Here is a 15,320-nt window from a genome sequence, read left to right on the forward strand (position 1 = left end):
GAGTTGCGCAGGCTGACCCAGAGGTAGGTGCCGTCCCGGCGGCCCAGGCGCAGTTCGGCGCGGCCGCCTTCGGCGGAGGTGCGGAGCAGGGTGCCTATGTCCTCGGGGTGGACGAGGTCGGAGAACGAGTAGCGGCGCATCGCGGAGGCGGGGCGGCCCAGCAGACGGCACAGGGCGTCGTTGGTGCGGAGTATGCGCCCGTGCTGGTCGCCGCCCATCTCGGCTATCGCCATGCCCGAGGGCGCGTACTCGAAGGCCTGCCGGAAGGATTCCTCACTGGCGCGCAGAGCCTGCTGCTCGCGTTCGAGCCGGACCAGTGCCCGCTGCATATTCGCGCGTAGACGCGCGTTGCTGATCGCGATGGCGGCCTGGAAGGCGTACATCTGGAGCGCTTCGCGTCCCCATGCGCCCGGACGGCGACCGTTGCGCGGCCGGTCCACGGACAGGACGCCGATCAGCTCGCCGCAGGCGCCGCCGCCGCCGGGGGCGGCGGGCGTGTACATGGGGGCGAACAGCCGGTCCGAGGGGTGCCACTCGTCCTCGAAGCGGGGCGCGGGCCCGTCGGTGTACCACTGCGGAACGTCGTCGTCGTCGAGGATCCAGCCCTCGGTGTGGGGTATGAAGATCAGGTCGCCCCAGGTCTCGCCCATGGCGAGGCGGCGCTCCCAGGAGTCGCGCGAGCCGACCCGGCCCGTGATGAGGGCCTCGGCGGCCGGGTTCCCGGAGAAGGCGGCGACCACGAGATCGCCGTCGGGACGCACGAGATTGACGCACGCCAGCTCGTACCCGAGTGCCGTGACCACGCCGTCGGCGACGGTCTGCAGTGTGTCGGCCAGGCTGCGGGCCGTGTTCATGTCGGCCATGACCTGGTGCAGTTGTCGCAGGGACGCAAGACGGACGTAAGGCTCCGACTCGGTCTCCATGTGTTTCGCCCTCCCCCCGAGACTTCGCAGCGAATCAAGGGTTGTCTTCGGCGCAACGTCGTTTCTGGTGCTCTGTTGTCGGTGTGTGTCTCGTTGTGACGCCTCCGCCACTGAATCACAGCGCGCTGCTCACTCGGTACACAGGGTCAACAATTAGTGCGTCTTGTGACTCAAGTCACAGCTGAACGTGAACGTTTGAGTGGAGTTTCCGCGTTTTTCCTGTGTGTTTCCTGAACACGGACAGAGACCGGATATCGGTCCGCGGTCCTACGACCCTACTCGGGCGGAGGTCCGATGCGGGGCGTATCGATCGGACGTTAGCGTTCCGGATGTGTCCCCCGATGTGCTCAAGACCGTGTTGAAGACCCCCTCCGGGCATGCTGAGGGGGTGAGCAACGACGAGTTCCGCGCCGCCATGTCCCGGCTCGCCGACGGCGTGGTCCTGGTGACCGCGCGCGAATCCTCCCTCGACCCGGACGACCCCGCCGCCCCGGACGGCGAGGACGTCGGCATGACGGCCACGTCCTTCATGTCGGTCTCCCTCGACCCGCCGCTGGTCCTGGTCGGACTGCGCACCGGCTCCCGCATGGACGACCTGCTCGACGAACAGCCGCTGTGGGCGGTGTCGGTGCTCTCCGAGAACCAGCGTCACATCGCCGGCCGCTTCGCCATGAAGGGCCGCATCAGCGACCGGCTCCTCTTCGAGGGCCTCCCCTGCGTGCGCGGCGAGGCCGGCGGCGCGCTCCTGGTCGGCGGCGCGCTGGCCACCCTGGAATGCCGTACGGAACAACGCGTCACCGCCGGCGACCACACCCTGGTGATCGGCCGTGTGCTGACCGCGGCGGTACTGAGCGCGGACGGCGGTCCACTGGTCTATTTCCGGGGCCGTTACCGGCAGTTGGGCTGACCCCGCCAGAAATGCCGTGGCCGGTCCGGGAACGACGCGCCTAGGGTGCCACGCATGACGGGCATGACAGGCATGACAGGCGCCGCCGGCGGGACGGCCGCGGGTTCCGACGTGCGTCTCGTGGAGATAACCCCCCGGAATTTCGAGGCGGCGACGGCCATTCGCGTCCACCCCGACCAGGAGTTCGCGGTCTCGCCGGTCATGAAGTCCCTCGCGGAGGCCTATGTCCATCCGCCGGGCGTCGCCTGGCCACGCCTGATCATGGACGGCGACCGGCCCGTCGGCTTCCTCATGGCGTTCCTCGACATCGACTGGAACGGCCGCGACGGCAGCACGATCCGCTCCGGCCTGTGGCGGCTGAACATCGCCGCCACCGAACAGGGCTGCGGCTACGGGCGTTTCGCGGTCGAGTCCGTCGCCGCGGAACTGCGCCGTCGCGGCGCCACGGAGATGTACGTGACCTGGCACGAGGGGGAGCACGGCCCCGAGGACTTCTACCTCCGGCTGGGCTTCCGCAGGACCGGCGAGAAGAGCGAGGACGAGATCGTCGGCGTCCTCGCCCTGGACTAGGGCCGGTCGTCCTGCGGCCCGAGCAGCGTGACCTCCAGCCGGGCGAGGCGGGCGGGATCGACCGTCACGTCGATCACGGCGATCCGGTCGCGGACGAAGGTGAAGGCGAGCGTGCGCTCCACGCGGCCGTCCACCACCACCGCCAGTCCGGTCGCGCCGTCCACCAGGGCGGGCCGGGCCGGCACGGCGAGCCGGGCGAAGGCGGACGCGCCGCGGGCCACCGCGCTCGCGCCCGTGGTCACCCCGGCCCCGGAGCGGACCATGACGTCCGGGTCGAGCACGGCGAGCAGCCCGTCGAAGTCCCCCTGCCGCGCGGCGGCCAGGAAGGCGTCCACGACCCTGCGCCGCCGGTGCGGGTCGACGTCGGGCTCCTCGGCGCCGCGCACCCGGCGACGGGCCCGGCTGGCGAGCTGGCGGGCGGCCTCCGGAGTCCGGTCGACGATCCCCGCGACCTCCTCGTACGGCACCGCGAACAGGTCGTGCAGGACGAACGCCAGCCGCTCCGCGGGGGTGAGGGTGTCCAGGACGACGAGGAGGGCGGCGCCCACCGAGTCGGCGAGCAGCGCGTCCTGCGCCGGGTCGGGCGCCGCCGACGCGACCGGCGTCCAGCTCTCCAGCGACTCCTCGGCACGGGAGCGGCGCGAGCGCAGCATGTCCAGGCAGACCCGGCCCACGACCGTGGTCAGCCATCCGGCGAGGTTGTCGATCTCCGCGGCCTCACCCCGGCCGGCGCTCCGCAGGAGCCGCAACCACGCCTCCTGCACGGCGTCGTCCGCCTCGGCCCCGGAGCCCAGCATGCGGTGCGCCACGGCCCGCAGACGCCCGCGGTGCGCCTCGAAGGACTCGGCCAGGAAGTCGTGGTCGCCCGTCGTCGTGGTCATCGGTCGCATCCCTCGTCACGGTTCGGCGTCATCGGCTCATCGGCGTGCTCCGCATCGCCGGCACGCCCGTCCCGGGGATGACGAACGGCGCACCCGAGATGTGACGGGGTTCCGCCGGGCCGGACTCAGCCCCAGTCGCGCCCGGTCCTCCCCCGCTTCGTCTGCGACCGCTGCTTCTTCTCCCGCAGCCGGCGCTCGTTGATCCCGCGCGGTATCCGGGTCGCCCGGCGCGGCTTGGGCGGCGGGGCGGTCGCCTCCGCGAGCAGGGCGGCCAGGCGCACCGCGGCGGTCTCCCGGTTGCGCCACTGGGAGCGGTGCTCGGAGGCCCGGACGGTGACGACGCCGTCCACGAGCCGCCCGGCCAGCCGCTGCAGCGCCCGCGCCTTCCACACCTCGGGCAGCGCCTCGGTGCGCGCGAGGTCGAAGCGGAGCTCCACCTGCGAGTCGCTGGTGTTGACGTGCTGCCCGCCCGGCCCCGAAGACCGCGAGAAACGCCACATGAGCTCGGCCTCGGGAAGGGAGACGGAGCCGTGGACGACATAGGGACCAGACATGCCGACCATGTTCCCGCTCCTGCCCGGCCCGAGTCACGCGAATATCCCTTGGTAAAGAAAGTAAAGAAACGCGGGGGCGGCGGGAACCTTGACCGGCCTTCGCTGCGTTCATAGGGATAGCTGTAGCTTCGTGCCCGTGCGAAGCCGTACACAACGAGGGAAGGACTCCCAACCATGGCTGTAAGCCTGTCCAAGGGTGGCAACGTCTCGCTCACCAAGGAGGCTCCGGGCCTGACCGCCGTCACCGTGGGCCTCGGCTGGGACGTCCGCACCACCACCGGCACGGACTTCGACCTCGACGCCTCCGCGATCGCGGTCAACCCCCAGGGCAAGGTCTACTCCGACGGCCACTTCGTCTTCTTCAACAACAAGCAGACGCCGGACCAGACCATCGTCCACACCGGCGACAACCGCACCGGCGAGGGCGCGGGCGACGACGAGGCGATCAACGTCAACCTGGCCGGCCTCCCCGCCGACATCGACAAGATCGTCTTCCCGGTCTCGATCTACGACGCGGAGAACCGCTCGCAGAACTTCGGCCAGGTCCGCAACGCCTACATCCGCATCGTCAACCAGGCCGGCGGCGCCGAGATCGCCCGCTACGACCTCTCCGAGGACGCGGCCACCGAGACGGCCATGGTCTTCGGCGAGCTCTACCGCAACGGCGCCGAGTGGAAGTTCCGCGCGGTCGGCCAGGGCTACGCGTCCGGCCTCGTCGGCATCGCCCAGGACTTCGGCGTCAGCGTCTGACGTACCGAACGTCACACGGCTTTCGGACATCCGAGACAACCTCGGTGGACCGCCCGCCCTCCTACCAGGAGGGCGGGCGGTCTTCGTACGAGCAGCGACCTGACCAGTCGTGGACCGTCACCGCCCCGAAAGGCACTGCGCCGCAAAGCGCAGTGCGGCAGAGAGGTTTGACAGTCCACAACGACCGTGCGGACGAGCGAGCAGCGCGTGCGCGGACGGTGTGCCGGTGCCAGGGGGCTTGTTCCAGATGTTCGTCGTCAGTCGTCGCAAAGCCATGGGTACGTTCGGGGCGGGGGCGGTCGTCGCCACCGGGATCGGGGCGGCCTACGCCTACCAGGAGGCGCCCGCCGGGCCCCCGCCCCCGTCGTCGCCGACCGTCCGGAAGGCCACCGCCGCGGGCGCCAACCCCGTCGCGAGCGAGAACGCGAACGAGGGAACGGCCGACTGGGAGGTTCCTCCGGGCGCCCGGCTCAGCACCAAGGACCGCGTGGGACAGATCCACGGCTATGCCTCGACGACCTCCGTCGCTCCGGGGGAACCGATCGCGTTCCACGTGTCCGTCCGGAACCCGCAGCCCTTCCACATCGCCGTCTACCGGCTCGGCCACTACGACGGCGCCGGCGGCCGCCTGATGACCACCGGTCCGCAGCTCACCGGCTCCCGGCAGCCCACCCCCGTCCCGCACCCCGGGACCGGCGCCATCGTGTGCGACTGGCGCCCGTCCTGGACGCTCCGGGTCCCCACCACCTGGATCTCGGGCGTCTACCTGGCCGTCTTCCAGGCCGAGGACGGCCACCGCAGCTGCACCCCTTTCGTCGTCCGCGAGCCCGACCGCGCGGCGGACCTCCTGGTGGTACTGCCCTTCACCACCTACCAGGCCTACAACCAATGGCCCCTGGACGGCCGCACCGGCAAGAACCTCTACAGGGGTTACACCGCGCCCGGAGTCGCCGGGGACAGCGCCCACCGGGCGTTCGAGGTGTCGTTCGACCGCCCCTACTCCGACCACGGTCTCCCCCGGTGGGCCGAACTGGACCTCGCGTTCACCCGATGGGTGGAGGCGGACGGCCACGATGTGACGTACGCGACGAGCCTCGATCTGCACGAGGGCCGGATCGACCCGGAGCACTACACGGCGATGATCTTCCCCGGCCACGACGAGTACTGGTCCAAGTCCATGCGGGACGTGCTGGAGAAGGCGGTGGCCGCCGGCACCCACATCGCCTTCCTGGCGGCCAACAACATCTACTTCCACATACGGCTCGCCGCGGCCGCCGACGGCACGCCGGCCCGCACCGTCGTCTGCTACAAGCAGGCCACGGACCCGGCCGCGGACGCGAGCGGCCCCACCGAGCGCTGGCGCGACCTCGAGGACGAGCACGGCAGGAAGTGCGGGCGCGCCGAACAGGGCGTGCTGGGCGTCCAGTACAACGGCATCCTGTCCGCACCCGCGCCCCTGGTCGTCCGCGAGCCGGACCACTGGTTCTGGGAGGGCACCGGGCTCAAGGACGGCGAGGAGATACCCGGCCTCGTGGCCGTCGAGGCGGACGGTTACGACGACAAGATGCCGTCCCCGAAGGGCGCCGCTCGCACCCTCCTCTCCCAGTCCCCCTACCGGACCAAGTCGGGCAAGGGCGCCGGCCACCGGCGGCGCATCCAGAACACCGGTCTCATCGAACACAAGGACGGCACCCTCGTCTTCGTGGCCGGCACCTTCCACTGGCCCCTCGCCCTCCGCGGCCGGGCCCACTACGACCCACGCGTCGAACGCGCGACGCGCAACCTCATCGAGCGGATGCTGACATCGCGCGCGCAGGCCGGCGCCGAATCGGTCTGAGCCCGAATCGGAGGGCCCGACCGGCCGAATCGGCCTGAGCCCGAACCGGCGGGCCGGACAAGTCGGAGTCCGAACCAGTCGGAGTCCGAACCGGTGGGCCGGACCGGGCGTGGTGCGGCCCACCGGTTCGGGCTGCCGGCCCGGCGTGGTCCGGCCGCACAGACCGGCGGGATGCAGGTCAGGCCCTGCCCTGCGGCCCATGCTCCTCGATCCTCTCCGTCTCACCCCCGACCACGACCTCCCCGCAGCCCTCCTCACCGAACTCACCGCCCTCTACGCCTCCCAACGCGAGTTCCACGCCCTCAGCGGCGACTTCCCCGATCCGGACGACATCCGCCCGGAGCAGGTCGCGGCGGCCCTCGCCGACGGCATCCTCGAAGGGCGCCGGTGGAGCCGTGAGGAACTCGCCGAGGAGCGGGAGCCGGTGTGGCCGTCCGGCCTGGCCCGGCTGCTCGACGCGTGGGAGACGGACCGCCGCGCCCCAGACCGCCCCGGCCCCGCCTGACCCGCCCACCCGCCCCGCCTGACCCGCCCGCCGGCGCCGCTGCCGCCCGCCGGCGCTCAGGGCCGCGGTGGCCTGCCCTCCCCGTACAGCCAGTCCGACCAGACCTCGTCGAAGTCCAGATCCGGCGCCCGCTTCTCGACGTACGCCGTGAAGTCGTCCGTGTCGGCGTTGCCATGGCGGTGGGCGGCGGCCCAGCCCCACAGAAGGTCGTAGAAGGCGTCGTCGTCGTTCAGGACCTGGCGGACGCGGTGGATGACCATGGCGCCGCGCTGGTAGACGGGGACCGTGGAGACGTACGCGGCGCTCGTGGGCTTGGCGGGCGGGAACTCCCACAGGTCCTCGTAGGTGTCCGTGCCGTGTTCGTACAGCTCGGTGAAGGCCTCCTCCGCGGTGGCGCCGCCCTCGTCCTGCGTCCACACCCACTCGGCGTAGGTCGCGAGGCCCTCGCTGAGCCACATGTCCCGCCAGCTCCTCGGCGTGACGGAGTTCCCGAACCACTGGTGGGCGATCTCGTGGACGAAGGTCTCGATGTCGGGGGCGCCGGGGAACACGGGGCGGTTCTGCGTCTCCAGGGCGTAGCCCGCGTCGCCGGGCCGCTCCACGATCGCGCCGACGGAGGAGAAGGGGTAGGGCCCGAAGTTGTCCTGCGCCCAGTGCACGACCTCGGGAAGCCTGGCGAGCACCGCGCGGCTCGCGGCCTCCTGGGAGGGGTCGACCGCGACATACGCCGACAGGCCGTCGTCCACAGCGGGACGGGTGACGGTGTAACGGCCGATCGCGAGCATCGCCGCATGGCTCGGCATCGGCTCCGCCGTGTGCCAGGAGAAGGTCGTGCGCCCGTCCGCCGTGACCCGCTCGCTGCGCAACTCACCGTTGGAGACGGCCGTCAGGCCCTTCGGGACGGTGACGGCGACGTCGTACGACGCCTTGTCCGCGGGGTGGTGGTTGCCCGGGAACCAGGCCATCGAGCCGGTCGGCTCACCGAGGGCGAGCACGCCGTCCTCGGTGGGCAGCCAGCCCTCCTCCGATCGGTCCGGATCGGTGATCGTCCGCGGGCTGCCGGAGTAGCGGACCCGCACCTCGAAGGTCTCGCCCTCGGCGAGGGCTTCGCTCGGGCGGACGACCAGTTCCTGGCCGTCCCGGCGGAACCCGGCGTCGACGCCTTCGACGGTCACGTCCCGGACCCGCATGCCCACCAGATCCAGATCGAACGCGGAGAGGTCCTCGGTCGCCCGTGCCGTGACGACCGCGGTGCCGGAGAGACGGTCGCCGTCAGGGGCGCCGTCGACGCCGTCGCCGGGGGTGTAGGAGAGGGTGAGTCCGTAGTGGGACACGTCGTAGCCGCCGTTGCCCGCCTTCGGGAAGTACGGATCGCCGACGCCGGAAGCGCCGCCCGAACCGTCCGGGCCGCCCGGCGAACCGCTGTCGCACGCGGCCAGGAGGAGGCCGCAGGCCAGTAACGCGCCGACGACGGGTGCACGACGTGCGCATCGGGGCATGTCGGCGATCTTATGGTGACGTCCGGCGTCCACGCGAGGGCGTGACACCATCGCCTACGTGCTCGACATCGGCTACGCGCTCTCCAACCGCTTCCCGGACCCTCCCCAGACGGACTACCGGCGGGCGGACGTCCACACCCTGCGCCACGACCTGTTCTGCGGCGACGTCTACCTCGCCGACACCAAGGCGGACCGCGAGCTGTCCACAGCCTGGGGATGGGTGCCGGTGCTGGACTTCGCGTGGGCCCTGTGCGACATCGCGGAGCGCGTCGACCAGGACCCGGCCGGCTCCCGCGCCTCCCGCCCGCAGTACGCGGAACTGGACTTCACCGAGTCCACCGACCGCATGCTCTTCCGGCGCCGCTTCGGCTGGGTGGACATCGAGGCCGACTGGATGCCGGCCGAGGAACCCCCGCTCACCTTCTCGCACGCCGAACTCCGCCGCGAGGCCCGCGACTTCCTCCACGACCTCCTCGCCGACCTGACCGACCTGCACGAGGACCTGGGCGAGAACCCGGCCGTGTGGACCCTTCAGGCGCGGTTCCCCCGCGTGAAGTGAGCGCCGCAAGGTCCCGACCGGCCCCCGCACGAGCCGCAAGGTCCCGACCGGCCGCCGCACGCCTCAGCCCTCCACTCTGATCCCCAGCTCGGCCGCCAGCACCGGTGCCAGGTCCAGCAGTTGGGCCGGGCTGATCACCGCGCCCGCCAGCCGGTCCACCCCGCCCGCCAGGCCCAGCTCCACCGCGCCGCGCAGGTCCACGTCCGTCAGCGTCGCCGCGGTGAAGTCGGCCGACTTCAGGGCGCAGTCGACGAACTCGACGCGCTCCAGCCGCGCGCCGCCGAAGTCGGGCTCGACCAGGACACAGGCCTCGAAGACGACGTCCCGCAGCCGCGCCTGGCGCAGGTTCAAGTAGTCGATCTTGCCGCCGCGGACCACGACCCGCTCCAGGACGGCGCCGTACAACTGGGTCCCGCCCAGGCGCGCGTCGAGCACCTCGACGTCGCGCAGCGTCGCCTCCGCCAGATCCGTCCCGACCCCCCGCAGACCGGTCAGGACCGAGTCGAGGAAACGGGCGTTCCGCAGTCTCGTCTCGTCCAGCGCACAGCCGGTCAGAGCGCAGTCCATGAAACGCGCGCCCCCGCCGTCCTGCCCGGCGAGATCCAGCTCGCGCCACTCCACGCCGTCGTAGTCCCCGTCGGGCTCCAGCCCCGCGCCCCCGAACGGCTCCAGGGCAGGCAGCCGCACCTGCGGACGCCGGGCCCCTTTCACCGCAGAACTCGCCCTGCCGCCGGTCCTGCCGGCCCCTGTCCTCGCCATGCCCCCATGCTGCACCCCGCCACTGACAATCCCCCGCCGCCCCCGCACCCCACCGGTCCGTCCCGCCCCTCCCGGCGTCCCGGCCCCTCCCTCTCGGCCCCCGGCCCGATGACGAGGGAAGAAGGCAACCGTTCCCCGACGCCTCAGCGCCGCCCCGCCACCCGGTCCGCGAGTCGCGCCAGCCGCGAGGACCCCGACGCGTGCGTCCTCGTCTCCCGCCGGTCCGCCGCCCGGTACGTGGCGTACATGCCCCGCACCCCCAGCCACCGCAACGGCTCCGGCTCCCAGCCGCGCACCCGGTGCCCCACCCAGGCGAGCCCCGTCAGCTCGGCGCCCACCGCCTGCCCCGAGGCCCGCAGCACCAGATCCCGCAGGGTCCGCGCCGCCAGATTCGCCGTCGCCACCCCCGACCCCACATACCCACCCGCCCAGCCCAGCCCCGTCGACCGGTCCAGCGTCACCGTCGCGCACCAGTCGCGTGGCACACCCAGCACCCCCGACCAGGCATGCGCCACCCGCGCCCCGGCCAGCGCCGGGAAGAAACCGACGAGGATCTCCCGCAACGCCTCGACCGTCTCGGTCTGCGTACGCCCGTCGTGGTCCGTGCGCGACCCGAACCGGTAGGGCACCCCCCGGCCACCGAGCGCGATCCGTCCGTCCGCCGTGCGCTGCGCGTACATGTACGCATGCGCCATGTCCCCCAGCGCCTCCCGCCCCGACCAGCCCACCGCCGCCCACTGCTCCTGCGTCAACGGCTCGGTGACGATCATCGAGGAGTTCATCGGCAGCCAGGTCCGCCTCTCGCCCCGCAACGCGGCCGTGAAACCCTCCGTGCACCGCAGCACGTACGGCGCCCGCACCGTCCCGTACGGGGTCACGGCCCGGCCCGGGAGGATCCGCGTCACCGGAGTCGACTCGTACAGCTCCACCCCCAGCGCCTCGACCGCCGCCGCCAGCCCCTTCACCAGCTTCACCGGATGCACCCGAGCCCCGTGCGGAGTCCAGCTCGACCCCACGGCCCCCGCCACCCGCACCCGCGCGGCCGTCTCCCGGGCGCCGTACAGCTCCCGGTCCGTCTCCCCGTACGACAGCTCACGCGCATGGAACTCCCGCAGCCGGGCCAGCTGCGCGGGCGTCCGCGCCACCTCCAGCACCCCGCCCCGGTGCACGTCCGCGTCGAAGCCCTCCTCCGCCACCGCCCGGACGACCTCGCCCACCGTCTCGTTCATCGCGCGCTGGAGACGCACCGCGGCCTCCCGGCCGTGCAGCTCGGCATACCGCTCACGGCCCGCGATCCCGTTGTACAGCCACCCGCCGTTGCGCCCCGACGCCCCGTACCCGCAGAACCTCTGCTCCAGCACGACGATCCGCAGGGAGGGCGCCGCCTTCTTCAGGTAGTACGCCGTCCACAGCCCCGTGTACCCGACGCCCACGATCACCACGTCGGCGGAAGCGTCCGCGCCCAGCGGCTCCCGCACCGCCGGCAGACCGTCGTCCGCGTACCAATAGGACACGCCGCCGTTGACGACGCCGTCAGCCACACCCCTCGCCGAGCTGTTCATGGCCGGACGCTACCCGCCGGAGCCGCCGCCGTCTCCTTCGGATTCCGCACACTTCCACGCCCCCCGACCAGCGGCCGGCACCCCAGTCCGATGAGCACGGACACGAAGTGCCCGAAGTCGGTGAAGGTCGGCGCGGTCGTCAACGGAACCCCGTAGAAGAGGAGGAGAAGCACCAGACACCCGTACCGCCACGGCGGACCGATCCGGTGGACCAGCACCCCCGCCACCCCCGCCAACGCATAGCTCACCCCCACGTCCAGGGTGTTCACCGACGACCGCGGCGCGAGCCCGTATCCGATCGCCAGCGCCAGCGCGCCCTCGCTGATCAGCGTCGCCAGCACGTGCGCGGCCGCGCACACCGCCAGCCACCGCGCCGTCCCCAGCCACCGCTCGGCCTGCGCGTGGAAGACGGAGTACAGCACCACGTACGGCGCCCAGTGCCCGCCGTCGATCCACAGCGCGCTCGCCACCAGCACCCGCACCGGATGCCGCGACAGCTCGTGGATGTTCGTCGACCGCTGCCGCAGAAACTCCTGCTCGAACTCCGGGGACATGTGATGCAGCGCCACCGTGGTGACGAACAGAACCGCCAGCCACACATAGGTGCCGGGCGCACTGCGCACATACGCCCATACCGCCCGCCGGAGCCGGGAAACTCCTCTGAGCCGTTTCACCCAGCCAGTATCGTCACCGCCCGGCCCTTTGACGCGGCGACGGCCGCCCCCGCCGCCGAACGACACGAAAAGGCCCAGGTCACAGAAGACGACCCGGGCCTTTCACGGAGCCCCCTGTCGGATTCGAACCGACGACCTTCGCTTTACAAGAGCGGCGCTCTGGCCAGCTGAGCTAAGGGGGCCTCGCGCACCGACGGACCGTGCGCGAAAGCGGCTCCACTGTACACAGCCCCCGTTTCCGCGGGCCACAGACTTCTCCCCCCGGCGTCGCCGGGACGCCGTACGCCGCTCCGCCCATTCCCCTGTTCCCGTGAAGTTCACCTGCCCTCAAGTGCTGACAGACCGGGAAACGCCAGGTACCGTCCTGACCCAGTTCGCTCATGTGGACTACACCAACCACCTTCCTACAACGGATCGTCCGGCACGTTCCTGCCGGTAGAAGGGGGCCTTCGAGCCATGGCCACTGTCACTTTCGACAAGGCGACCCGGGTCTACCCGGGCTCCACCAAGCCCGCCGTCGACGGACTCGACATCGAGATCGCGGACGGCGAGTTCCTCGTCCTGGTCGGTCCGTCCGGTTGCGGCAAGTCCACCTCGCTCCGGATGCTCGCGGGGCTCGAGGACGTCAACGGCGGCGCCATCCGCATCGGCGACCGCGACGTCACGCACCTGCCGCCCAAGGACCGGGACATCGCCATGGTGTTCCAGAACTACGCGCTGTACCCGCACATGACGGTCGCCGACAACATGGGCTTCGCGCTCAAGATCGCCGGCGTCAACAAGACGGAGATCCGGCAGAAGGTCGAGGAGGCCGCGAAGATCCTCGACCTCACCGAGTACCTGGACCGCAAGCCGAAGGCCCTCTCCGGCGGTCAGCGCCAGCGCGTCGCGATGGGCCGCGCCATCGTGCGTGAGCCCCAGGTGTTCCTCATGGACGAGCCGCTGTCCAACCTGGACGCCAAGCTCCGCGTGTCGACGCGTACGCAGATCGCGTCGCTGCAGCGCCGTCTCGGCATCACCACCGTCTACGTCACCCACGACCAGGTCGAGGCCCTGACCATGGGCGACCGGGTTGCGGTCCTCAAGGACGGTCTGCTCCAGCAGGTCGACACCCCGCGCAACATGTACGACAGGCCCGCCAACCTCTTCGTGGCCGGCTTCATCGGCTCCCCGGCGATGAACCTCGTCGAGGTGCCGATCGCCGACGGCGGCGTGAGGTTCGGCAACTCGGTGGTGCCGGTGCAGCGTGACGCGCTCTCCGCCGCCACCGACAAGACGGTCACCGTCGGCGTCCGCCCCGAGCACTTCGACGTGGCCGGCCCCGACGGCGACCAGGGCCTCGCGGTCGTGGTGAACGTGGTCGAGGAGCTCGGCTCGGACGCCTTCGTGTACGGCACCGCCAAGGTCGGCGCCGAGTCGAAGGACCTGGTGGTCCGTGTCGGCGGTCGTGACGTGCCGGAGAAGGGCAGCACGCTGCACGTCGTCCCGCGCGCGGGCGAGACCCACGTGTTCTCGACGTCAACGGGCGCGCGTCTGTCGGACTGACGCACAGGATTGAAGCCGGGTGATTCACCCGGATTGATGAAAGGGGCCCCGCAGCCTGCTGCGGGGCCCCTTTCCGCGTCCGCAGAATCCCCGGCACAGCGGACATTTCGACGGGCACCCGTCAACCCCCTACCCAATGGGGGGCACGACATCATCCCCCGTCCGGGTGACTAAATGTCGCCAAATCATTACTGCACGCTACCCTCTCACGCGTGAAGCACTCCGCGAACCACTCCACCACCCAGCGCACGCGCCGCGGCCGGGGCGGCCCAGCCCGCCGGATCGGCCGCTCGCTCGCCCTTGTCCTGCCCGTCGTCATGGTGCTCTCCGGGACCCTCGCGGTCACCCGGGTCAACTGGTCGGGGAACCCCTCGGATTCGGTGCTCACCGCCTCCGACGTCTCCACCGCGCACCGGTCCTCGCGCCAGGCCGCCAAGGCCCCGCAGGAGGTCCTGCGCGACCAGTTGCTGGCCGAGCTCCAGGAGAAGGATCCGGGCGTCGCCCTGACCCATCTCCAGGCCGCCGTGAACGGCAGGCCGTCGCTCGCCAGGCACTGCTCGTCCATCGCCCGCGCCCTCGGCCGCGCCGCGGTCCGCATGTACGGTCCCTCGCGTGCCCAGTCGTACTCCCGCCCGGTGTGCGACACGGCCTTCGCCTCGGGCGTCCTGGCGGCGCGAGGCTGAGACACGCGCCGAAGCCCGGACACCAACCCGGACGGCCGCCCGGACGGAGGTCCGTTGCAGAGGGCCGGACAGAGGGTCCGGGCAGGGGCCGGAACAAGGGCCCGGCTCAGGGCAGGGCTCAAGCGCCGGCCCGGGCAGGAACCCCAGGCAGAGGGCCCGGTCGCCGGGCCCTGACACCCGTACCGGGACGTGTGGCTTCCCCTCCACCGGGGGAGCCGCGCGTCCCGCACCATGCGGCACGTACAGTGCGGGCATGACCGATCCGCACGCCGCGTCCCGCCCCACGCAAGCCGTCATCCTGGCCGGTGGCCAGGGGTCCCGGCTGCGCCCGTACACCGACGACCGGCCCAAGCCGATGGTCGAGATCCCCGGTACGGGGACGCCGATCATCGGTCATCAGCTCGGCTGGCTCGCCGACGAGGGCGTCACCGACGTCGTCGTCTCCTGCGGCCACCTCGCCGAGGTCCTGCAGGACTGGCTGAAATCGGCCGACCTGCCCCTCAAGGTCACCACGGTCGTCGAGACCGAGCCCCTGGGCCGTGGCGGCGGCCTGAAGTACGCGGCCGCCCACCTGCCCCACCCCGAGCGGTCCTGGTACGCCACCAACGGCGACATCTGGACCCGCTTCTCGCTGCGCGAGATGGCCGACTTCCACACCGAGCGCGACGCCATAGCGACCCTCGCGCTGGCGCGTCCGCGCATTCCGTGGGGCGCGGTGCAGACGGACGGGTTCGGCCACATCACCGACTTCATCGAGGCTCCGCCCACGACGTACGAGATCAACGCGGGCCTGTACGTCTTCTCTCCGGAGTTCGCGGGGCTGCTGCCCGAGCGCGGCGACCACGAGCGCACGACGTTCCCGCATCTGGCCCGCGAGCGCCGGCTGGCAGGCTTCCCGATCCCGCAGGGGGCGTACTGGCGGGCCATCGACACCGCGAAGGACCTCACCGAGGCGGCGAGGGAACTGGCCGCGGCCCGTCGTTGAGCGTCGCGTCGAAAGACCGGTGGCGCCGTGCGCTTCTCAGCGCCCCGCCCCGCCGGGGGTTTTCGTAACAGCCAAAACCACCCAAACAAAACGCCCAGCCCACGCCCCCCCCCCCCCCCCCCCGCCC

At 71.6% G+C, this 15,320-nt stretch carries 14 protein-coding genes, 1 tRNA gene and 2 pseudogenes; 9 read left to right on the plus strand and 8 right to left on the minus strand.

The window, feature by feature from the left end:
- Nucleotides 1-923: pseudogene (gene cdgB, locus ACFVYK_RS16195) on the minus strand (diguanylate cyclase CdgB); the annotation flags it as partial.
- A gap of 343 nt (nucleotides 924-1,266) precedes the next feature.
- On the opposite strand from cdgB, the gene ACFVYK_RS16200 reads away from it, so the two are divergent.
- Together ACFVYK_RS16200 and ACFVYK_RS16205 are read left to right on the plus strand one after the other, a co-directional pair.
- Entirely contained in the window at nucleotides 1,267-1,830 is a 564-nt protein-coding gene (locus ACFVYK_RS16200) for a flavin reductase family protein (protein ID WP_389774040.1), read from the plus strand.
- Nucleotides 1,831-1,884: 54 nt separating this feature from the next.
- On the plus strand, nucleotides 1,885-2,400 hold the full coding sequence (locus ACFVYK_RS16205) for a GNAT family N-acetyltransferase (protein ID WP_389773846.1): 516 nt from the start codon (nucleotides 1,885-1,887) through the stop codon (nucleotides 2,398-2,400).
- Here the strand turns inward: ACFVYK_RS16205 and ACFVYK_RS16210 are convergent.
- Together ACFVYK_RS16210 and arfB are read right to left on the minus strand one after the other, a co-directional pair.
- Nucleotides 2,397-3,281, minus strand: a complete 885-nt coding sequence (locus ACFVYK_RS16210) for a sigma-70 family RNA polymerase sigma factor (protein WP_389773849.1) — start codon at nucleotides 3,279-3,281, stop codon at nucleotides 2,397-2,399. The two genes, ACFVYK_RS16205 and ACFVYK_RS16210, sit on opposite strands and share 4 nt — an antisense overlap.
- A gap of 125 nt (nucleotides 3,282-3,406) precedes the next feature.
- Nucleotides 3,407-3,844 carry an alternative ribosome rescue aminoacyl-tRNA hydrolase ArfB gene (gene arfB, locus ACFVYK_RS16215; protein WP_389773852.1) on the minus strand — a complete coding sequence of 146 codons (438 nt, stop codon included), beginning with the start codon at nucleotides 3,842-3,844 and terminating at the stop codon, nucleotides 3,407-3,409.
- A gap of 165 nt (nucleotides 3,845-4,009) precedes the next feature.
- Here arfB and ACFVYK_RS16220 point away from each other — a divergent pair, with 165 nt between their 5' ends.
- The 3 genes and pseudogenes from ACFVYK_RS16220 to ACFVYK_RS16230 form a co-directional block, all read left to right on the plus strand.
- Nucleotides 4,010-4,585, plus strand: coding sequence for a TerD family protein (locus ACFVYK_RS16220; RefSeq protein WP_020130301.1), 576 nt, complete (start codon nucleotides 4,010-4,012; stop codon nucleotides 4,583-4,585).
- A 226-nt stretch (nucleotides 4,586-4,811) separates the two neighbouring features.
- A complete protein-coding gene (locus ACFVYK_RS16225; protein WP_389773855.1) occupies nucleotides 4,812-6,422 on the plus strand; it encodes a N,N-dimethylformamidase beta subunit family domain-containing protein in 1,611 nt (536 codons plus the stop codon).
- Nucleotides 6,423-6,621: 199 nt separating this feature from the next.
- A pseudogene (locus ACFVYK_RS16230) lies at nucleotides 6,622-6,789 on the plus strand (DNA mismatch repair protein MutT); the annotation flags it as partial.
- Nucleotides 6,790-6,983: 194 nt separating this feature from the next.
- Here the strand turns inward: ACFVYK_RS16230 and ACFVYK_RS16235 are convergent.
- Nucleotides 6,984-8,426 (minus strand): M1 family metallopeptidase, encoded by a 1,443-nt coding sequence (locus ACFVYK_RS16235; protein ID WP_389773858.1) that lies wholly within the window; start codon nucleotides 8,424-8,426, stop codon nucleotides 6,984-6,986.
- A gap of 58 nt (nucleotides 8,427-8,484) precedes the next feature.
- On the opposite strand from ACFVYK_RS16235, the gene ACFVYK_RS16240 reads away from it, so the two are divergent.
- Nucleotides 8,485-8,985 (plus strand): hypothetical protein, encoded by a 501-nt coding sequence (locus ACFVYK_RS16240; protein ID WP_389773860.1) that lies wholly within the window; start codon nucleotides 8,485-8,487, stop codon nucleotides 8,983-8,985.
- 63 nt (nucleotides 8,986-9,048) lie between these two features.
- Here the strand turns inward: ACFVYK_RS16240 and ACFVYK_RS16245 are convergent, their stop codons facing one another.
- The 4 genes from ACFVYK_RS16245 to ACFVYK_RS16260 all read right to left on the minus strand — a co-directional run bounded on the left by ACFVYK_RS16245 (nucleotide 9,049) and on the right by ACFVYK_RS16260 (nucleotide 12,162).
- Nucleotides 9,049-9,744 carry a pentapeptide repeat-containing protein gene (locus ACFVYK_RS16245; protein ID WP_389773863.1) on the minus strand — a complete coding sequence of 232 codons (696 nt, stop codon included), beginning with the start codon at nucleotides 9,742-9,744 and terminating at the stop codon, nucleotides 9,049-9,051.
- A gap of 143 nt (nucleotides 9,745-9,887) precedes the next feature.
- The gene (locus ACFVYK_RS16250) at nucleotides 9,888-11,306 is read right to left on the minus strand and encodes an NAD(P)/FAD-dependent oxidoreductase (RefSeq protein ID WP_389773866.1); all 1,419 of its coding nucleotides are present in this window, start codon (nucleotides 11,304-11,306) and stop codon (nucleotides 9,888-9,890) included.
- On the minus strand, nucleotides 11,303-11,980 hold the full coding sequence (locus tag ACFVYK_RS16255; RefSeq protein WP_389773869.1) for a rhomboid-like protein: 678 nt from the start codon (nucleotides 11,978-11,980) through the stop codon (nucleotides 11,303-11,305). Before ACFVYK_RS16255 ends, ACFVYK_RS16250 begins: the two co-directional genes overlap by 4 nt.
- A 108-nt stretch (nucleotides 11,981-12,088) precedes the next feature.
- Nucleotides 12,089-12,162: transfer RNA gene (locus tag ACFVYK_RS16260), tRNA-Thr, on the minus strand.
- A 274-nt stretch (nucleotides 12,163-12,436) separates the two neighbouring features.
- Here ACFVYK_RS16260 and ACFVYK_RS16265 point away from each other — a divergent pair.
- The 3 genes from ACFVYK_RS16265 (at nucleotide 12,437) to ACFVYK_RS16275 (ending at nucleotide 15,193) form a co-directional block, all read left to right on the plus strand.
- A complete protein-coding gene (locus ACFVYK_RS16265; protein ID WP_389773871.1) occupies nucleotides 12,437-13,525 on the plus strand; it encodes an ABC transporter ATP-binding protein in 1,089 nt (362 codons plus the stop codon).
- Nucleotides 13,526-13,737: 212 nt separating this feature from the next.
- Complete coding sequence (locus ACFVYK_RS16270; RefSeq protein ID WP_389773873.1) at nucleotides 13,738-14,208, plus strand: hypothetical protein; 471 nt, start codon at nucleotides 13,738-13,740, stop codon at nucleotides 14,206-14,208.
- 253 nt (nucleotides 14,209-14,461) lie between these two features.
- Nucleotides 14,462-15,193: an NDP-sugar synthase gene (locus tag ACFVYK_RS16275; RefSeq protein ID WP_389773876.1), complete on the plus strand. Its 732-nt coding sequence runs from the start codon at nucleotides 14,462-14,464 to the stop codon at nucleotides 15,191-15,193.
- Nucleotides 15,194-15,320: the final 127 nt, after the last annotated feature.

The sequence above is a fragment of the Streptomyces sp. NPDC058291 genome, from assembly GCF_042880855.1.
In the GTDB taxonomy this organism is placed as follows: domain Bacteria; phylum Actinomycetota; class Actinomycetes; order Streptomycetales; family Streptomycetaceae; genus Streptomyces.